Source organism: Myxococcus xanthus (assembly GCF_013116825.1).
GTDB lineage: Bacteria > Myxococcota > Myxococcia > Myxococcales > Myxococcaceae > Myxococcus > Myxococcus xanthus_B.
This window is the reverse complement of sequence record NZ_JABFNS010000062.1, coordinates 32,121-49,186: the sequence shown is the minus strand read 5'-3', so window position 1 is coordinate 49,186 and position 17,066 is coordinate 32,121. Positions and strand designations below refer to the sequence as shown.

Below are 17,066 nucleotides of genomic sequence, written 5' to 3'. Positions count from 1 at the left end.
TGTTTTAGGGACAGCCCGAAGAAGGTGAAGGCCCCCGCGCCCGCGCCCTTCCACCCGGGGACGCCCACGGGCGAATTCGTGGAGGCCGCCTGGCGTTATCTGGAGGACGACGAGAAGACGCGCACGCGCTTCACCCATGCCTTCGAAAACCGACAGGACGCGCTGCTGGGCGCGCTTGACGCGGCGGCGCTCACGGACGAAGGATATGGCGTCGCCCGCCACCTGCTCCTCGAGCTGTACGCCATGCTGGAGCTGGGCTGGCCGCCGGGACTCACGTCCGTCAAGCCGGCGGTGATGGAGGCGGACACGGATGCCCCGCCAGTGCCTCAGCCGCTGAAGGACTACGCGGACGAGGCGCTCTTCGAGGCGGAGCAGGACGAGGAGCAGCCCCTGTCCTCCCAGGAACTGGAGGTGGTGCGGCGCCTCGTCCATCGCGGACTGGCGGCGCTGTGGGGCGCTCGCAAGGAGAGATGAAGGATGGCCAAGGACAGGGACGACAACGGCGGCGGCGGCTTCTCCGGCAAGCGCAACAAGAGCTGGCGCGAAATCGACGCGGGGCGCGGCAAGGGCAGCAAGTACGCCTCCCGCCAGGACGACCCCGCGCAGCAGAAGCTGGAGCGCAGCGCGAGCTACCAGAAGTACAAGGCCGCCGCGGACGCGCTCTTCACCGGCGGCGAGCTGCCGGAGGGGCTGGCGAAGACGTTCGACCCCGAGGGCAAGCGCAAGGCCCAGAAGCAGGCCATGCAGAAGGTCACCGAGTCCGAGACGCGCGCCGACTGGGTGAAGGCCGTGGTGGACTACCTGGAGAAGTACCCGGAGCTGCCCGAGGACGCGTACTTCCTCGACAGCCTGCTGGACCACCCGCGCGAGCGCATCGTCGACAAGGCGCTGGCGAAGCTGGAGGTGCTCGGGGAGGAAGGCAAGCTGAAGGCCAAGGTGCCGCAGAGCCTGGACCAGCGCCTGAAGTCCGTCGAGCTGACGAGCATGGATCCAGACATGCAGGGCCGCGCCAAGGCGCTGCGCGAGAAGCTGCGCGCCTGAGCTTCAACGCACGACGGCGGCGGGCCCAGGAGGCGGCGGTGGCACGCTCCGTCCGCCGCGGTACACCAGCACCACGGCCCGCTGGTTCCCCTCGCCCGGCTCGTGCACCACGCGCAGCTCCTCGCCCGCGCGCACGTAGAAGGACGTCTCCCCTTCCTCCAGCCTCCAACCCGCGCGCGTGAGCGCCTGGGCGTAGAAGGCGTCCACGGCCTCGCCGGACAATGGGACGTGGAAGGCGAGCGTGCGTGAGCTCTCGCTGTTGACGCGCAGCACCTGGCTGGCCAGGGGCGGCATGGGCGCGAAGTCCCCCGCCGCCGCCGGGTCCCTGCGCAGGGCGTGATTGGCCTCACCGAGGTACATCAGCGTGGTGCGGTCCGGCCGCGGCTGGAAGATGACGGTGTAGGTGATGCCCCGGTGGCCGTCGATGGCGGTGAGCATCACCGCGCCGCTGGCGAGCTGTGGCTGCTCGTGGCCCGGCGGCAGGTGCAGGCCCGCCTGGATGAAGGCGTCCGCGAAGCGCTGCACCAGGTCATCCATCCGCTCCTTCGCGTGCACGGCGCGCAGCGCGACGGGGATGCCCCCTGCCTCGACGATTTCATTCGACTCGACGGTGTCGATGACCTGCACGCGGGGCCAGGCGAAGCGCGGCCGCGCGGGAGCCTCGGGCTGTGCCGGGGACGCGGCGGGTGCCTTGCTCGCCGTGCCCTGGGCGGCCACGGGTGCCTTCGCCGCCGTGCCCTGGGCCCCCACCGGCGCCGCGCCGAGCAGGCACGCCGTGACGAGCAGCCTCCGGCGCCACGTCACCGCGGCACCCCGAGCCAGTGGTTCGCGCGGCCCACGTTGTACGAGCGGATGTTGGGCGCGTCGAAGGGCGTCACCTCCCAGCGCGTCTGGCCGCCGGCGTGCGTGGAGCCGAGGTTCTCCTCGTAGTTGTCCTCCTCGCCGCGGAAGCTCATGAAGAACTGGTCCTCGTTGACGCCGGCCGCGCCGGTGATTGCCGCGAGCGCGGAGCCGGCGTTCCCGCCCGCGCCGTTGGCCCGGTACACGCGCTGCGCCCACTCGTAGTAGTCCGGGTTGGCGCACCGGCGCGCGCCGTTGATGTTGAGCGCGCAGGCCCGGCCCTCCTCCACGCCGCCCAGCCCCCAGTCATCCAGCAACATGCCGAAGCGCGCCGTGCAGCGGCCGCCCGAGGCGCGCCCGGCGGCGCACACCGTGAAGGCATCGGCGGCCCGGCGCTGCGACACCTTGAAGAACCCCTCCCGGCCATTCTCCAGATAGCGGCCAATCCGGACGCCGCGAATGCTCGAGGACGCGGTGCACCCCATGCCCTGCGTCCCCATGGTGATGGTGCCGGCCAGGCCCGGGGCCGCGTCCGCCATGGAGAGGCCGCGCACGGTGCCCGGCAGCTCCGGGCGGCAATCCACCTGGATGGGCTGCGCGCGGGCAATGGCCTGCTGGACGGCCACGCCCGTGCGGCCCATGCGCTGACGTCCGTCGAAGTCCGCGTAGCGGCCGTTGGCCTCCGCCTCGGCGGCGAGCACCGTGCCCCGCCGGCCCCACTCGTTGTCCTGCGGGTCGTGCATCACCCGGCCGGTGGCGTTCCACATCGCGAAGTTGGCGGCCTCCTGCACCTTGAGCGTCAGCGCGCCCACCTCGGCGAAGTAGATGCCGAACAGCAGGATGGTGACGAACACCATCACCCCCAGCGCCGTCTCCACCAGCGACTGGCCTCGTGCATGGCGAACCCGCATGTCAGTAGCCCCTGTCGCCGGGGCCACCGCCCCGGTAGCCCACGGAGTGCAGCTCTCGCAGCGCCCGCGCGTGCCCGGAGAAGCCGGCGGCGGACAGGCTGTCCGCGGGCCGGTCATCCCGGGCGCCCTCCGCGCTCACCAGCGTGGCGCGCCAGAAGGGGTTGAGGAAGTTGGGAGGCTCGCGCCAGCCGCCGCCCTGCGCCGCGGGCCGGGGCCGGTGGTAGTAGACCATGCCGGCGGAGAGGGCCACCTGGTTGCGGTGCACGTCCTCGCGGCCCGTGGGGCGGATGCGGCCCAACGGGCTGCTGTTGTCGAACTCTGTTTCGGTCCCCGCGAAGCGGAAGCGGAAGAAGAGGTTCCACGGGTCCGGACGGGCCTGGCGCTCCGCGCTCGCGTAGTCCCGGTACAGGATGCTGTACAGCTTGGGCTGGCCGTAGTGGTTGGACGCGCCCGCGTGCAGCTCGTCCACGTTGTAGCCAACGGAGTAGGGCCAGATGCCGGGGCACACCACGCACGCGCCCAGCGTGTGCGTCTCGTAGGTTGGCTTCCCGTCCTCCGGCGCCTGGCCCGGGGGCAGGCGCGCGCCGTAGACGTGCTGGTCCTCGTGCGTCTGCTCCTCGTCGGACATCACCCACGCATCCGTCGCGATGGGCGGAAGCGTCGGCGCTCGGGTGCAGCGCGTGGGGATGACGACGCGCCCGTGGTCATGCGCCGTCGAGTTGCGGCCCGACACGGTGTGGTACGTCGCGGGGTCCATCTGCGACACCGAGCCGTAGCGGCGAAAGCTGCTGGAGATGGCGGCGCCGCCGGTGCCGAAACCAGCGGTGCCTCCCGGACGGTTGTGGACCCACGTCCACCCCATGCTCCCCATGGTGGCGTTGAGCGCGGGGGTGCCGCCGCCCGAAGGGCAGAGCGCTCCGTCCCCCACGCCGCAGCCATAAGTGCCCGCCTTGATGGACTGGATGACGGCGTCGCGCTCCGGGACGTCGTTGCCACCATTGAGCTCGGAGAAGCTCTTGGCCGCGCCAGCGGACGGCGCGCGGAGCTCCGAGTTGACCGCCTGCGCGACACGCCGGGTGAGCTCCTGCTCCGCGATGTGCTCGCTCAGGAGCTTGCCGTAGATGTTGAGCCCGGCCTGGAACAGGTTGCCGGCCCGGCCCTGGAGCTGCCGCACCTGCGTGGCGGCGGCGGCGTCCGCAGCGAACCACACCGGCGGCGGGATGGAGCCGGGGCAGGCCACGTCATGCGCCGCGTATTCCTGGCTGCTGTGGCTGATGAGCGACTGGGTGCCGGCCATGGCCACCATGTGCGCCACCTGGGCGCGGTTCATCACCGAGATGGCGTTGAAGGCGCGCGCCGTGGCCACCGCCTGGCTGTAGGCGGCCGCGTCCGCGGCCATCTGGATTTCGACGCGCTCCTTGGCGCGCATCCCGAAGCCCAGCGTCATCAGCACCATCAACGTCAGCAGCAGCAGCGTCAGCGCGAACAGCACCAGCGCCTGGCCTCGCCGCGAGCGCCTCACGAGCCGTGGAGATTGCACGCGGGACCTCCCATGAAGTACTCGGACATGACGGGCGTCATCATTCGCATGGCCGCGTTGACCTGGATGGGGAACACGAAGTGTCCCTGGTCGCTCCAGCGCACCATGCGCGTGCCCAAATCACCGCCGGGCCAGCCGTCGCGCCCCAGCGTGGCGCTCGACTCGCCCCACCACGCGGAGCGGCGCTGCACTGGCATCAGCGGGTTGGCCGCCGTGTAGCGCCGGAGCCGGAAGTGGGCCAGCAGCATGCGGCTCATCACCCAGTTCGCGAAGGGGACGCGCATGTAGTACCAGGCCACCATGCGTATCTCCAACGTGCGGGCCCGAAGCGCCGCCGCGTTGTCCGTGGGCTGATCAAAGAGCAGGTCCTCGCCCCCCGTCAGCTCCTGCGCCCAGCCGGCATCCGGCGACTCCCGGACGATTTCAATCAGCGGCTCGTTGAAGTCGCGCCCGTAGGAGCTGCGCACCCGGAATTGGTTGTGACGGCGCGGGGAGAAGGCCGCCGCCAGGGTCTCCGAGCTGTCCGTGCGCGCCACCGTGGGCAGCATGGTCACCAGCGCCGCGTGCATCATCGGCAGGCAGTTGCCGTGGTTGATGCTGCCCGCGCGCACCGCCCGGTATGCCGCCACCTGCGCCAGGATGCGGGCCTGGAGCATCATGAAGAGCTGCAGTGTCCCCAGGACAAGGAACACCACCAGCGGAAGGGTCAGCGCCGCTTCCACCGCGGCCTGTCCCGACTGACGTCGTGTGCGTGGGGTGCCTCGGTGGATCATACGAGCCTCCACCATCCTATTTCTCGTTGATTGAGGAATCGGTCAAATGGCCCGGCATCCTGAAGACGCGCGATTTCACTGGGAGAATAAAATCAGCAATTCTTGAAGTCCCAGCAACACGCCATCACGCGTCAACAGGTGGACATTGGGGGGCGCCTTCAGCGGTTGAGGACGAAGCCGCAGGCGGAGTCGAGCACCACCTTGGCCCCCGCCAGCGCGTCCAGCAGCCGGGCGTAGTGGGTGCGCTCCGCGTCCAGTTGCGCCTCCACGGCCTCGGTGGAGAGGCCCTGGTGTCCCAGGGACAGGCGCAGGCGGGCCACGGCGGCGTCGCGCTCGGCTTCAATGGCCTTGCGCGCCCGGGTGGCCAGCTTCGCCAGCTCCGCCTCGGCGGCCTTCTGGCCCACGGGCACCGCCGCGTCCACGAAGTCCGCGAAGCCGGGGAAGGCAAGCGACACCTCGTCGCCCTTGAGCGACTTCCCTTCCTTCTCCAGCGCGGGCAGCAGCGTGGGGTCGGGCTTGGGCTTGCCGCCCGCATCCACCACCGCGACGTGCACCAACGTGCGCTCCAGGAAGCGCGCCAGCTGGCGGCTGGGCACCCGGGCCCCCGGGGACGTGTCCTCTGGCTCCGGCAGCTGGGCGTGGAAGAGCAGCTCCACGCCGCGCCCCTTCTGGGGTCCGCGCCGCTCGATGAAGCGGAAGGCGCTGCGCCCGTAGGGGCCGTCACGCAGGAAGCCGAAGAGCGCCTCCACCAGCGGGTGGCCGGTGGCGAAGTACTCCAACTCCTCCGCCTCCACCGCGGTGTCGCGCCAGAAGGTGCCCAGCTGCGTGCGGTCCTCCATCACGTCGATGCCCGGCAGTCCGTCCACCTTCAGCGCGTGGCCGAACTGGAAGGCCACCTGGAAGGCCTCCACCTGCTCGTCGGTGTCCACGCCGATGCCCACCCGGCGCGCCAGCTCCGTCACCGTCTCCTCCAGCCGCTCGTCCAGGTCGCGCGCGATGCCCCACAGGCCATCCTCCACGCCGGACGCCTCCGCCTCGCCGTCCTCGTCCTCCTCGTCGGCCTCGATGCCCATGCGCTCCTGGGCGCGCTTCACCAGGCGCTCCACCGCGGGCCGGTCGAAGCTGCGCACGTCCAGGAGCGGGTCATAGGCGCGCTTCACCTGCGCGCGCGCCGCCTCCACGCGGGCCTTCAGCTCCTGCGCGTAGGCCATGCGGGCCTCGCGCGGCATCAGCGCCAGCTCGGCCAGCCGCGCCTCCACCTCTTCCAGCACCGCGTCCAGGCCGCCCACCGTCTCGCCGAAGACGCCTACCGCGTCCGCCAGCAACATCAGCACGTCGGAGGCCAGCGTGCCCGCCGGGTCGAAGACGTGAATCTCCACCGGGTGCGTCTGGCCGATGCGGTCCAGCCGGCCAATGCGCTGCTCCACCGTGGCCGGGCTCCAGGGCAGGTCGTAGTGCACCAGGTGATGCGCGAACTGGAAGTTGCGGCCCTCGCCGCCCACCTCCGTGCACAGCAGCACCTTGGGCCCCTCCGGGTCGCGGAAGCGCGCCACCTGCCGGTCACGCTCCACCAGGGGCAAGTCACCGTGGTAGCCCAGCGCCTCCACGCCCTCGCGGCCCAGCTCGGACTGGAGCGCGTCCAGCGTGTCGCGGCTCTCCGTGAAGACGAGCACCTTCGCCCCAGGCTCCGACTTCCAGACGCCGCGCAGCACGCCCAGGAAGGCGCCAAACTTCGCGTCGCGCGACGGCAACCGCAGCGCGTCCGCATGCCCCTTGAACACGGGGTTGGCGCGCACCGCGCCCGCGAAGGCGGCGGGGCTGGACTCCAGCCGGCGCAGCACGTTGCCCAGCGGCGCGCCGCGCAGGCTGGCCCCGGCGAGCACCGCCAGCGCGGCGTCGCGGACCTTCAGCTCCTCGGCGGGCAGCGCCACCGGGTGGCGGTGCAGCCGGCGCGTGGAGAAGCCGCCCACCACCGCGCGGCGGTTGCGCACCAGCCGGTCGCTGAGGCTGTACGTCTCCGACAGGTGTTGCAGCAGCGCGTCCCGGTCCTTCAGCGAGGACAGCTTCGCGTCCTCGGGGAAGCGCTTCGCCAGCGCCTGCACCGCGGCGGACGGCTTGCCGCCCTCCATCAGCGCGCGCACCGCGGCGGACAGCTCCTCCTGACGCTTGAGGCGCTCCTCGAAGCCCGCGACGGAGGGCGCCGTGGCCGCGTCGATGAGGGTGAGCAGGCCGTGGTACTCCGCCGGGTCCAACTGCATGGGCGTGGCGGTGAGCAGCAACAGGCCCCACGTGTTCTTCGCCAGCACCTGCGCGGCCTCGAAGGCGCGCTCGCCCTTGAGGTGGTGCGCCTCGTCGATGATGACCAGGTCCCAGAAGGCGTCCTCGCCAGCCAGCGCGCGGCGGTGCTCCTCGCTGCGCTGGAGCAACTCCAGGCTGGTCACCACCAGAGGGAAGCGTGCCCAGGGAGACACCTCCGGCGCTTCCTTCAGGGACTGCGCGTAGCGGTCCGAATCCATCAGCGTGAAGAGCTGGTTGAACTTGTGGAACAGCTCCACCAGCCACTGCACGGTGAGGTGACTGGGCGCCACCACCAGGCAGCGGCGCGCCAGTCCGGACAGGCGCAGCGCGCTGAACACCATGCCCGCCTCAATCGTCTTGCCCAGGCCCACCTCATCCGCCAGCACGAAGCGCGGACGGCTGGCGGACAACACGCGCTGCACCACGCCCACCTGGTGCGGCTTCACCATGATGCGGCTGGCCAGCAGCGCGCCCAGCGCGTCGCAGCGGCGCTCGTCATCCAACACCAGCGCCTGCTTGCGCAGCGTGAAGGCCCGCGCCTCGCCCACGCGGCCCTCGCGCAGGGTGGACAGCAGGTCGGAGCGGGGCGGCAGCGCGCGCAGCGAGGACTCGGGGAGCTCGTCCTCCTCGTCGTTCTCCACGTAGCGCAGCACGTAGCGGCGCAGGCCGCGCGCCCCCGGCTCCTCGCGCACCACCAGCGCCAGGCGGCCCTTGTAGGTGATGACCGGCTCGCCTGGAGGCAGCGGATACTGCACCAGGGCTCCACCCTTGGTGGACACCAGCACCGGAGCGTCTTCCCGGGCAGGGAAGGCGACGAGCGCCTTGGCGCCCTCCTCCTGCAACGACAACAGATGCCCCACACCCCATTCGGGCTGCGGGAGGTAACGGACCTTCGAACCTTCGACTAGAGACATGGAGCGTCCGCTCATAACCCCCTGTCCGGACGAAGGCCATTCCATGACGGCCTCCCGTGACGGCCTTTCGTCGGACGAAGCGCCCTCCGGAGGCCCGCACCGCACCGCCCGAGCGCCCCTGGGGTGGCCCCACCCCGTCCACCAGGACGATGTCCTCCAGCATGCAGTCTGGGTGATGCTTTCCTCACCGACGGCACGCCCGGAAGGGTGCCTTGGGGGGGAGTCACCACATGATGCGCCGTTGGACATTCGCCCAGCGAGTGAGCGCCGGCCTGTCCGCCTGCCTGTTCGCCGGGTTGCTGCTGCTCGCGACGCTGCTGTCCGCCGTCTACGCGCAAGCCAGCATGCCCCCGGGCCACGGCGCCCTGCCCCAGGCCGTCCTGGCGGGGCTGCTGGGTCTGGCCTGCGTGGCGGCGCTGGGCTTCGTGCTCCACCGCGCGCTGGCGCCGCTGCATGCGCGCCACCAATCCAGCGAGCAGCACCTGCAGCTCCTCATGGACGGGGTGACGGACTATGCGCTGTGCTTCCTGGACCGGCACGGACGGGTGACGGCGTGGAACGCGGGCGCCGAGCGCCTCACCGGCTGGTCCGAGGTGGAGCTCGCCGGACGCGACGCGGACCGCATCTACCCGGTGGACGAGGTGGCCGCGGGCGTGCCCCGCGCGCACCGTGAGCGGGCCGCGCGCGAGGGGCGCCTGCTGGCGGAGGGCTGGCGGGTGCGCCGCGATGGCAGCCGCTTCTGGGCGGAGACGCTGCTCACCGCGCTGTACGACGCGCACGGGCGGCTGCGCGGCTTCGTGAAGGTGACGCGCGACATCACCGAGCGCCGCCGGATGGAGCGGGCCCAGGCGCTCTTCGCGGAAGCCGGCCGCGTGCTCCAGCCGCTGTCAGGCGCGCGCGAAGTGGGCGAGGCCCTCACCCGGCTGTGCGTGCCCGAGGTGGCCGACGCCTGCATCCTCTTCCTCCCCTCCGAGGACGGCACGGTGCGCCCGCACGCGGTGGCCTGCGAGGACATCGCCGCCACCCACCGCATGTGGGAGCCGCTGCTGCGCTGTCCAGAGGATGGCGAGGTGGGCCCCTCTCGCGTGGTGCGCACGGGCCGCAGCGAGCTGCTCCCGGAGCTGGACCTCGCCCGTCTCCCGCCGGCGCTGGAAGGCAGCGCACACGGCGAGCTGCTGTGCGCGCTGGGCGTGACGTCCGCCCTCACGGTGCCGCTGGCGGTGGGCTCCCGCGTGCTGGGCGCGCTGTGCCTGCTGTCCACCGGCACGCACCGCCGCTTCGGCGAGGTGGACCGGGCCTTCATGGAGGAGCTGGCGGCGCGCGCCGCGCTCGCGCTCGACAACGCCCGGCTGCTGGCGCAGGCGCAGGACGCGCTGGAGCTCATCGGCATCGCCGCGCATGACCTGGGCAACCCACTCAGCTCGCTCCAGCTGCGGCTGCGGCGCCTGTCCATGCAGAGCGCCGGCACCTCCGACACGCGGCTGCGCGAGGGCCTGGCCGGAGCCGAGGGCGAAACGCGGCGCCTGGGCCGGCTGGTGCACAACCTCCTGGACCTGTCCCGCCTGTCAGCGGGCCGCATGGTGCTGGACACGGAGCCGCTGGACCTGGCGCACCTGGTGCGCGAGGTGGTGGAGCGCCACCGAGACCAGGCCAGCGCCGCGGGCTGCGCCCTCAGCATCCGCGCGGAGGAAGGCGCCACCGGCCAGTGGGACCGGCAGCGCCTGGACCGCGTCGTCACCAACCTGCTGAGCAACGCCCTCAAGTTCGGCCGCGGCCACCCCGTGGAGCTGCGCGTCCAGGCCGACCCCCACTGCGTCCGCTTCGCCATCCGGGACGGCGGCATCGGCATGGGCGTGGAAGCACAGCAGCGCCTGTTCCACCGATTCCAGCGCCTCCATGCCGGCGGGCAGCACCCCGGCACCGGCCTGGGGCTCTACATCGTCCGCCAGCTCGTCGAGGCCCACGGGGGCACCATCCACGTCCAGAGCCGAACCGGGGAAGGCTCGGAATTCACGATTGAGCTTCCCCGCAGGACAAACAAGGCATCCTGCTCAGTGAATGAAGCGCAGGTATGACCCTGTGGGTGAGGCAGCCCTGCGGGGCAGGCATTCATCTCCTTGAAAACACAGCAGGTTTGACTCCAGGCGGATTGTTTTCCCAGAAGTTGAACAAATCTGTTCGTTGCAGATAATCTTCGTACGGCTAAAAAGGCCCGAACCGGGGAAACCCGGAAACGGGAGAGGCCCGGCCCACACCGCCCCACAGGCGACGGGTGACACGGCCCACTGGCCCCAGACGCCATGGCGGCGTCGGCTTTTACACGTACGAGGAGTTGCACCATGGGTGGACTTGGAGCCCCCCGGGCCCTGCTCGCGTCGCTCGCAGGGCTGATGCTCGCCTGCGGCGGGCAGGACACCCCGGACGCAGCCTCGCTGGACACGCAGGCGCCGGACACGGTCTCGCTGGAGACGCGCTCGCGGGACACACGGTCCGTGGAGAAGGCGCTCCTGGACGTGGATCCCCAGGCGCTGCTTGGTGGCTGGCCCTGGCCTGGCAACAAGACGCCCGCGGTGGCGCTGGCGCTCGACGTGAAGAACGGCGAGGGACAGCCGCTGCGCGTGCGCGAGGGCGCCACCTTCTTCATCAACCAGATTGATATCCGCACCTTCGTCACCTCCACCCGGGACGAGGGCCTGCGCAACCTCATCGCCCAGAGCGACTTCGGCGGCCTGGGCTGGTGGGGCGTGCGTCAGGTGGACCAGGAGTCCATCGGCGCCCCGGGGCCCTACACCCGCCGCCGCTTCTTCCGGGACGCGGCGTGGATGGACCTGCCCAGCCACTTCATCGTGGAGCCGGTGGACTCGCGCGGCCGGCTCACCGGCGTCCCCATCCTGCTCAACGCGGGCACCGAGCATCAGCGCCGTGCGGGCATGGACGACTTCTTCATCCGCCGCTTCCGCGGCATCCAGACGGCCTCCGGCTGCGCCACGCCCGACGACTGCTCGGCCTCCACCCACTTCGAGGAAGAGGCCATCCTGGAGCTGCGCAACGCGTACGAGCACGCCCAGCGCAAGACGCTCACGCTGCGCTCCGACACCCGCACGCTGCGCCTGCGCTGGAGCCTGCGTCCGGGCGCGCCCTACGAAATCCCGGTGGAGCAGGTGCGCGACGCGCGCTACGCCTACGGCTTCCGCATTGGCGTGGAGGCCCTCACCCCGCCTCGCCCGGACGGCACCTATGCCCCCGGCACGGAAATCAGCTTCCAGCTCACCCTGCGTGACGGCGCGGGCAACCGGCTCCACGACAAGGGCTACCTGCCGCCCTACAACGAAGTGGCCCCCGACGGCACCGACTCCGGGCTGCAGTACTACCGGGCCTTCGTCGACGCGACGACCACCTACTACCGGCGCAAGCACCGCGAGCGCATGCTGATGACGCAAATCATCGGGCCGGCGCAGAACATCCAGCCCATCCGCTCCATCGTCGCGCTGGAGGCGTTCCTGGACCCCGAAGTGGACGAGCAGGTGGTGGCCACGCCCGAGCGCGACGGCGTCTTCTCGCAGTTCGCCACCCTGCCCTTCGCCAACGTCCTCTTCGGCGGCGCCTTCATCGACCCGAACCTCTGGAACCAACCCAACACGGACACCTGGCAGTTCAAGCTGCCGGACAACGCGGCCCCCGGCACCTACCTGGTGACGGTGAAGGGCCGCCGCGTGTACCTGGGCGAGGACCTCCCCGGGTCGACGACCATTGAAATCCAGGTGGGGACCCCGCAGCGCACCCAGCCCAAGCACACCACCGGCCCCTGCACCTCCTGCCACAGCAAGGGCGGTGAGCTGGGCGTGGTGCTGCACGCCAACGACAACCGCGCCGCGTGCGCCGGGTGCCACGCCCCGCTCGCCTTCGAACTGGAGGGCCCCATCTTCGTGCGCACCCACTTCATCCACTCGCGGTCCAACCGCTTTGACGCGCCGCTCCAACAGTGCTCGTCATGCCACCTGACGAAGGAGAGCATCCAGCGCACCAGCAAGGCCGCGTGCCTGTCCTGTCACAAGAGCTATCCTGACAGTCACGTGGCGCAATTCGGACCCATCGAGAGCATGTATGTGGGGGGCGGTGCTGAGTCTTTCCAGCAGTGCACCGGCGCCTGTCATACTCGGCACCCCGGCAGCGGCCTCTAACCCCCGCTCGCGCACCTCGGAGTTCCTCCATGGCTCAGGTCAAGATGCAGACGGCTCGCACCACGCTGAGGGAGCCAGATGCCGCCGCGGAGGACCTCCTCAGTCAGCTGGGCAGCGACACGCCCCGCCTGGTGACGATGTTCGCCTCGCGGGAGCGTGACCAGCACGCGCTCAACCGCGCCGTGCGTCAGCGGCTGCCGGCGGACACGCGCCTGATTGGCGCCACCACCGCGGGCGAGCTGGACAACACCGGCATCCACGAGGGCAGCGTGGTGATGAGCGCCCTCTTCGGTGACTTCGAGGTGGGCCTGGGCCTGGGCACCGGCCTGTCCGTGGACGCCATCAGCGCGGGGGCAGCCGCCATCAAGCGCGCGTGCGAGGACCTGGGCGTGCGGCAGCAGGACCTGGACCCGCGCCGGTTCGTCGGCCTCGTGATTGACGACGGCTTCCGTTACAAGAAGGAAGAGCTGCTGCTCGGCATCCTGGAGAAGTGCCAGACGCTGGTGCTGGTGGGCGGCGGCGCCAGCGACACCAACCGCGACCCGGCCAAGCAGTCCGCCATGGTGCACGTGGATGGCGAGGTCGCCACCGACGCGGTGCTGGTGGCCCTCTTCAAGACGAGCGCGCCCTGGGCCGCGCTCCGCTCCCACTGGTACGTGCCCACCGGTGAGAAGCTCACCATCACCAAGGTGGATGAGAGCCACACCCGCGCGCTCGAAATCGACGGGTACCCGGCCGCCAAACGCTACGCGGAAATCCTGGGCGTGGGCGTGGAGGAGCTGGAGTTCGGCACGCCCCGGGGCTTCGCCGTGCGCCCCACCGCGCTGCGCGTGGGCCGGGAGTACTTCATCCGCGCCGCCTGGAGCCCGCAGGAGGATGGCTCCATCCTCTTCGCCAACCTGCTGGAGGAAGGCACCGAGCTGGAGCTGATGAAGCTGGGGGACATGGCCGGCATGACGCGCAGCTTCTTCACCGACGAGGTACCCCGCAGGGTCCAGAACCCCCAGGCCGCCCTGCTTTTTCACTGTGGTGGACGCATGTGGTACGCCAGCGCCACCAACACCGCGCAGCAACTGGCGGAAACGCTGAAGACCGCGCCAACCGCCGCTGGGATGAACGTGCACTTCGAAATCTATTCGGGGTTCCACATCAACACCACGCTGACCGCGCTGGTCTTCGGGGCGAACTGAGCCATGGCCTCCTCGCAGCCTCCCTCTGACTCTCCGGCGGACAATGCGTCGCTCCTGCTCGTGGCCGGCGAGCGTGAGTGCCAACGCGTGGAGGAAGCCCTCCAGCACGCGGGCGTGACGGTGGTGACGGAGCGCGCCACCACGGCGGCCGCGGCGGAGGCCGCGCTGTCGCGCACGTGGGGCCTGGTGCTGTGCGGCTCGGAAGTCCCCGACATGGGCTTCGCCGAGGTCCAGGCGCTGTGGAGCAAGCACGGCAAGGAGCTGCCCTTCGTGGTGCTGTCGCGTGACTGGTGCGAGGCCACGCTGGAGGCCAGCGTGCGCGCTGGAGCGCTCGACTACATCACCGAGGACCGCTTCAGCCGCCTGGCGCCCGTGGTGCAACGCGAGCTGCGGATGACGGCGGACCGCCGCCGCCACACCGCCACCGCGGTGCAGTTGGAGCGCACCAACTACCTGATGGAGAACATCATCGACGCGATTCCGTTCGTCCTCTTCGTGAAGGACGCGGACACGCGCCGGCTGGTGGTGGCCAACAAGACGTTCGCGGACGCCTTCCGCGTCACCAAGGAATGGCTGCTGGGGAAGCTGGACCACGACTACTTCCCCAAGGAGCAGGCCGAGTCGTTCATCGCCATCGACACGGAGATTCTCGAAACCAAGCAGATGAAGTCCTTTGAAGAGGTGGCCCGCGCCGACGGCGTGGACCGCATCTTCGCCACGCGCAAGCTGCCCCTGCTCGACGAGCACGGCGTGGCCCGCTACGTGATGGGCGTCACCGAGGACATCACCGAGCGCAAGCAGCACGAAGAGATGCTGCGCGCGTCCAAGGCGGAGCTGGAGGCGGCCAACAAGCAGCTCGCCGCCAGCCTGGAGGAAATCAAGCGCACCCGCGCCGTGTCCGCCCGCTCGCTGGCGTCCTACCAGCAGCGCGCGCTGCAGATGGAAATCATCCGTCAGCAGAACGAGGACCTGGACCGCCTGGCCCAGGAGCTGGCGGTGGCCAAGCGCAACGAAGAGGAGCGCGCCCGGGAAGCCGAGGCCGCCGCCCGCCTCAAGAGCGAGTTCCTGGCCAACTTCAGCCACGAAATCCGCACCCCGCTCAACGGCATCATCGGCTACTGCGACCTGCTAATGCGCGAGGAGGGCCAACGGCTGACGGCGCACGGCCGCCGCGACCTCAACGTCGTGAAGACGAACGCCAAGACGCTGCTGGCGCTCATCAACGACATCCTGGACCTGTCCAAGATTGAGTCCGGCCGCGTGGAGGTCGTCACCGAGCAGGTGGACGTGCAGGAGCTGGCCGAGGAGTGCCTGGCCACGGTGAAGGAGTACCTCAAGGGCAAGGACGTGGCCCTCACCACCCACATCGACCCGTCCGCCCGCATGCTCCGCTCGGACGCGCTGAAGCTGCGGCAGATCATGCTCAACCTGCTCAGCAACGCCGCCAAGTTCACCGACGCGGGCGAGGTGGCGCTGAGCCTGGTGCCCGCGGGCAGCGAAGTCATCATGACGGTGGAGGACACCGGCGTCGGAATCCCCTCCGACGAGCTGCCCTTCATCTTCGAGAAGTTCCGCCAGGTGGACGGCTCCACCACGCGCAAGGTGGGCGGCACCGGCCTGGGGCTGGCCATCGTCCGCGAGCTGTCCCGCGTGCTGGGCGGCAACGTCACCGTGACGTCCACCCTGGGCCGCGGCACCACCTTCACGGTGCGCCTGCCCACCACGCTGGAGACGCCGGACAACGGCGGCGGGCCGCACCTGGAGCGCGGCGTGCCCGTGTCGGAAGTGGCCCAGCACGTGGGCGCCATGGCCCAGCCGGGCAGCACGGTGCTGGTGGTGGACGACGACCCGCTCATCCAGCAGCTGGTGGCCGGGCAGTTGGAGCCCGCGGGCTTCAAGGTGGTGGTGGCCGAGGACGGCATCGCCGCGCTCAAGCGGGCCCGCGAGCTGCGGCCCCAGGCCATCCTCCTGGACATCCACCTGCCCAAGCTGGACGGCTGGTCGGTGCTCAGCCAGCTCAAGAGCGAGCCCTCGCTGGCCGGCATCCCCGTCATCCTCATCTCCGTGGAGGAGCAGCGCGCGCGCGGCTTCTCCCTGGGCGCGTGCGAGTACCTGGTCAAGCCGGTGGAGCCGGACCGCCTGGTGGAGGTGGTGCAGCGCAGCCTCCATCAGTCCTCCGGCACCTCCACCAGCGTGGGTGAGGTCCTGGTGGTGGACGACGACTCGGCCACCCGCGAGCTGGTCAGCCGCAACCTGCGCCGCGCCGGCTTCTCCACCTCCGAGGCCCGCAGCGGCGAGGACGCCCTGCTCAAGGCGCGCGTGTCCCCGCCCGCCCTGGTGGTGCTGGATTTGATGATGCCCAACCTGGACGGCTTCGAGGTCCTGCGCCGGCTGCGCGCGGAGAAGCTCCAGGTGCCCGTGGTGGTGCTCACCGGCAAGACGCTCTCCGCGGAGGAAGAGGCCCTCTTGCGTGACGGCTTCGCCGGCTTCGTGAAGAAGGGCGGCCACGCGCTGGAGGACGTCATCGCCCAGGCCAAGGGCCTGCTGCTGTCCCAGCGCGCCGCCAGCGCCGGCAAGCTGGCCCGCATCCTCTATGTGGAGGACAGCGCGCAGAACCGCGACATCGTCCGCCGCTACCTCAACGGCCACTTCGAGGTCATTGAAGCGGAGGACGGCGAGCACGGCTTGGAGCGCGCCATCCGCGACGCCCCGGACCTCATCCTGATGGACCTGTCGCTTCCCCGCCTGGACGGCTGGGAAGTCACCCGCAGGTTGCGAGCCCTACCCGCCGCGGCCAATGTTCCCGTCATCGCGGTGACGGCACACGCGGGGCGGGAGTACCAGGACAAGGCACACGCGGCCGGTTGCACCGCGTATCTCACCAAGCCCCTTGATCGTGACCAGTTGCTCGAGATGATTCGAAAGCATCTAGGGAGAACCCATGTCTGAAGAAAAAGCGCGCGTCCTGGTGGTGGACGACGACCCGGACCTGCTCGACCTCGTACAGCGCTCGCTGAGCGCCTACGGCTTCGAGGTGCTCACGCACACCTCCGCGCTGGGTGTCTCCAACCTCGTCCGCTCGGTGGAGCCGGACTTCGTCCTCATCGACGTGAACTTCCCCGCGCTCAAGGGCGACAAGGTCGTCAACCTGGCGCGCCAGTACGCGCTGCCGAAGACGAAGTTCATCCTCTATTCAGCATCCGACGAATCGAAGCTGCGCTCACTGGCGCTCGCGTCCGGTGCGGACGGATATATCTCCAAAAGCGTGCAGGGCGAGGAGCTGGCACAGCGCCTGCGCGCCTTCCACCTGAAGCCCCGGCCGCCCACCCCGACGCCCGCTTCCTGAACGCCGGATGACATGCCCGCGGGTCCCGTTGG

General features: G+C 70.4%; 11 protein-coding genes and 1 pseudogene. 7 read left to right on the top strand and 5 right to left on the bottom strand.

Annotated elements, in window-relative coordinates:
* Together HNV26_RS19400 and HNV26_RS19395 are read left to right on the top strand one after the other, a co-directional pair.
* Positions 1-474 (top strand): annotated as a pseudogene (locus HNV26_RS19400) (hypothetical protein); the annotation flags it as partial.
* 3 nt (positions 475-477) lie between these two features.
* Positions 478-1,041, top strand: coding sequence for a hypothetical protein (locus tag HNV26_RS19395; protein ID WP_171444051.1), 564 nt, complete (start codon positions 478-480; stop codon positions 1,039-1,041).
* 3 nt (positions 1,042-1,044) lie between these two features.
* Here the strand turns inward: HNV26_RS19395 and HNV26_RS19390 are convergent, their stop codons facing one another.
* From HNV26_RS19390 to HNV26_RS19370, 5 genes are all read right to left on the bottom strand, one after another.
* A complete protein-coding gene (locus HNV26_RS19390) occupies positions 1,045-1,845 on the bottom strand; it encodes a hypothetical protein (protein WP_171444050.1) in 801 nt (266 codons plus the stop codon).
* Complete coding sequence (locus HNV26_RS19385; protein ID WP_171444049.1) at positions 1,842-2,792, bottom strand: hypothetical protein; 951 nt, start codon at positions 2,790-2,792, stop codon at positions 1,842-1,844. Before HNV26_RS19385 ends, HNV26_RS19390 begins: the two co-directional genes overlap by 4 nt.
* A 1-nt stretch (position 2,793) precedes the next feature.
* Positions 2,794-4,332: a pilus assembly protein gene (locus HNV26_RS19380; RefSeq protein WP_171444048.1), complete on the bottom strand. Its 1,539-nt coding sequence runs from the start codon at positions 4,330-4,332 to the stop codon at positions 2,794-2,796.
* On the bottom strand, positions 4,311-5,120 hold the full coding sequence (locus HNV26_RS19375) for a TadE/TadG family type IV pilus assembly protein (RefSeq protein WP_171444047.1): 810 nt from the start codon (positions 5,118-5,120) through the stop codon (positions 4,311-4,313). The genes HNV26_RS19380 and HNV26_RS19375 overlap by 22 nt, the downstream gene beginning before the upstream one ends.
* 143 nt (positions 5,121-5,263) lie before the next feature.
* On the bottom strand, positions 5,264-8,317 hold the full coding sequence (locus HNV26_RS19370; protein ID WP_171444046.1) for a helicase-related protein: 3,054 nt from the start codon (positions 8,315-8,317) through the stop codon (positions 5,264-5,266).
* Between the two features lie 230 nt (positions 8,318-8,547).
* Between HNV26_RS19370 and HNV26_RS19365 the strand changes: the two genes are divergently transcribed.
* From HNV26_RS19365 to HNV26_RS19345, 5 genes are all read left to right on the top strand, one after another.
* Complete coding sequence (locus HNV26_RS19365; protein ID WP_171444045.1) at positions 8,548-10,392, top strand: sensor histidine kinase; 1,845 nt, start codon at positions 8,548-8,550, stop codon at positions 10,390-10,392.
* A gap of 225 nt (positions 10,393-10,617) precedes the next feature.
* Positions 10,618-12,498, top strand: a complete 1,881-nt coding sequence (locus HNV26_RS19360; protein WP_171444044.1) for a cytochrome c3 family protein — start codon at positions 10,618-10,620, stop codon at positions 12,496-12,498.
* 29 nt (positions 12,499-12,527) lie between these two features.
* A complete protein-coding gene (locus HNV26_RS19355; RefSeq protein ID WP_171444043.1) occupies positions 12,528-13,688 on the top strand; it encodes an FIST signal transduction protein in 1,161 nt (386 codons plus the stop codon).
* A gap of 3 nt (positions 13,689-13,691) precedes the next feature.
* Complete coding sequence (locus HNV26_RS19350) at positions 13,692-16,637, top strand: response regulator (protein WP_171444042.1); 2,946 nt, start codon at positions 13,692-13,694, stop codon at positions 16,635-16,637.
* A complete protein-coding gene (locus HNV26_RS19345) occupies positions 16,630-17,034 on the top strand; it encodes a response regulator (protein ID WP_171444041.1) in 405 nt (134 codons plus the stop codon). Before HNV26_RS19350 ends, HNV26_RS19345 begins: the two co-directional genes overlap by 8 nt.
* Positions 17,035-17,066 lie beyond the last annotated feature (32 nt).

Coding starts and splice junctions, on each gene's coding strand:
- HNV26_RS19395 (WP_171444051.1), top strand. CDS start 478: ATGGCCAAGGACAGGGACGACAACGGCGGCGGCGGCTTCTCCGGCAAG.
- HNV26_RS19385 (WP_171444049.1), bottom strand. CDS start 2,792: ATGCGGGTTCGCCATGCACGAGGCCAGTCGCTGGTGGAGACGGCGCTG.
- HNV26_RS19375 (WP_171444047.1), bottom strand. CDS start 5,120: ATGGTGGAGGCTCGTATGATCCACCGAGGCACCCCACGCACACGACGT.
- HNV26_RS19370 (WP_171444046.1), bottom strand. CDS start 8,317: ATGTCTCTAGTCGAAGGTTCGAAGGTCCGTTACCTCCCGCAGCCCGAA.
- HNV26_RS19365 (WP_171444045.1), top strand. CDS start 8,548: ATGATGCGCCGTTGGACATTCGCCCAGCGAGTGAGCGCCGGCCTGTCC.
- HNV26_RS19360 (WP_171444044.1), top strand. CDS start 10,618: ATGGCGGCGTCGGCTTTTACACGTACGAGGAGTTGCACCATGGGTGGA.
- HNV26_RS19355 (WP_171444043.1), top strand. CDS start 12,528: ATGGCTCAGGTCAAGATGCAGACGGCTCGCACCACGCTGAGGGAGCCA.
- HNV26_RS19350 (WP_171444042.1), top strand. CDS start 13,692: ATGGCCTCCTCGCAGCCTCCCTCTGACTCTCCGGCGGACAATGCGTCG.
- HNV26_RS19345 (WP_171444041.1), top strand. CDS start 16,630: ATGTCTGAAGAAAAAGCGCGCGTCCTGGTGGTGGACGACGACCCGGAC.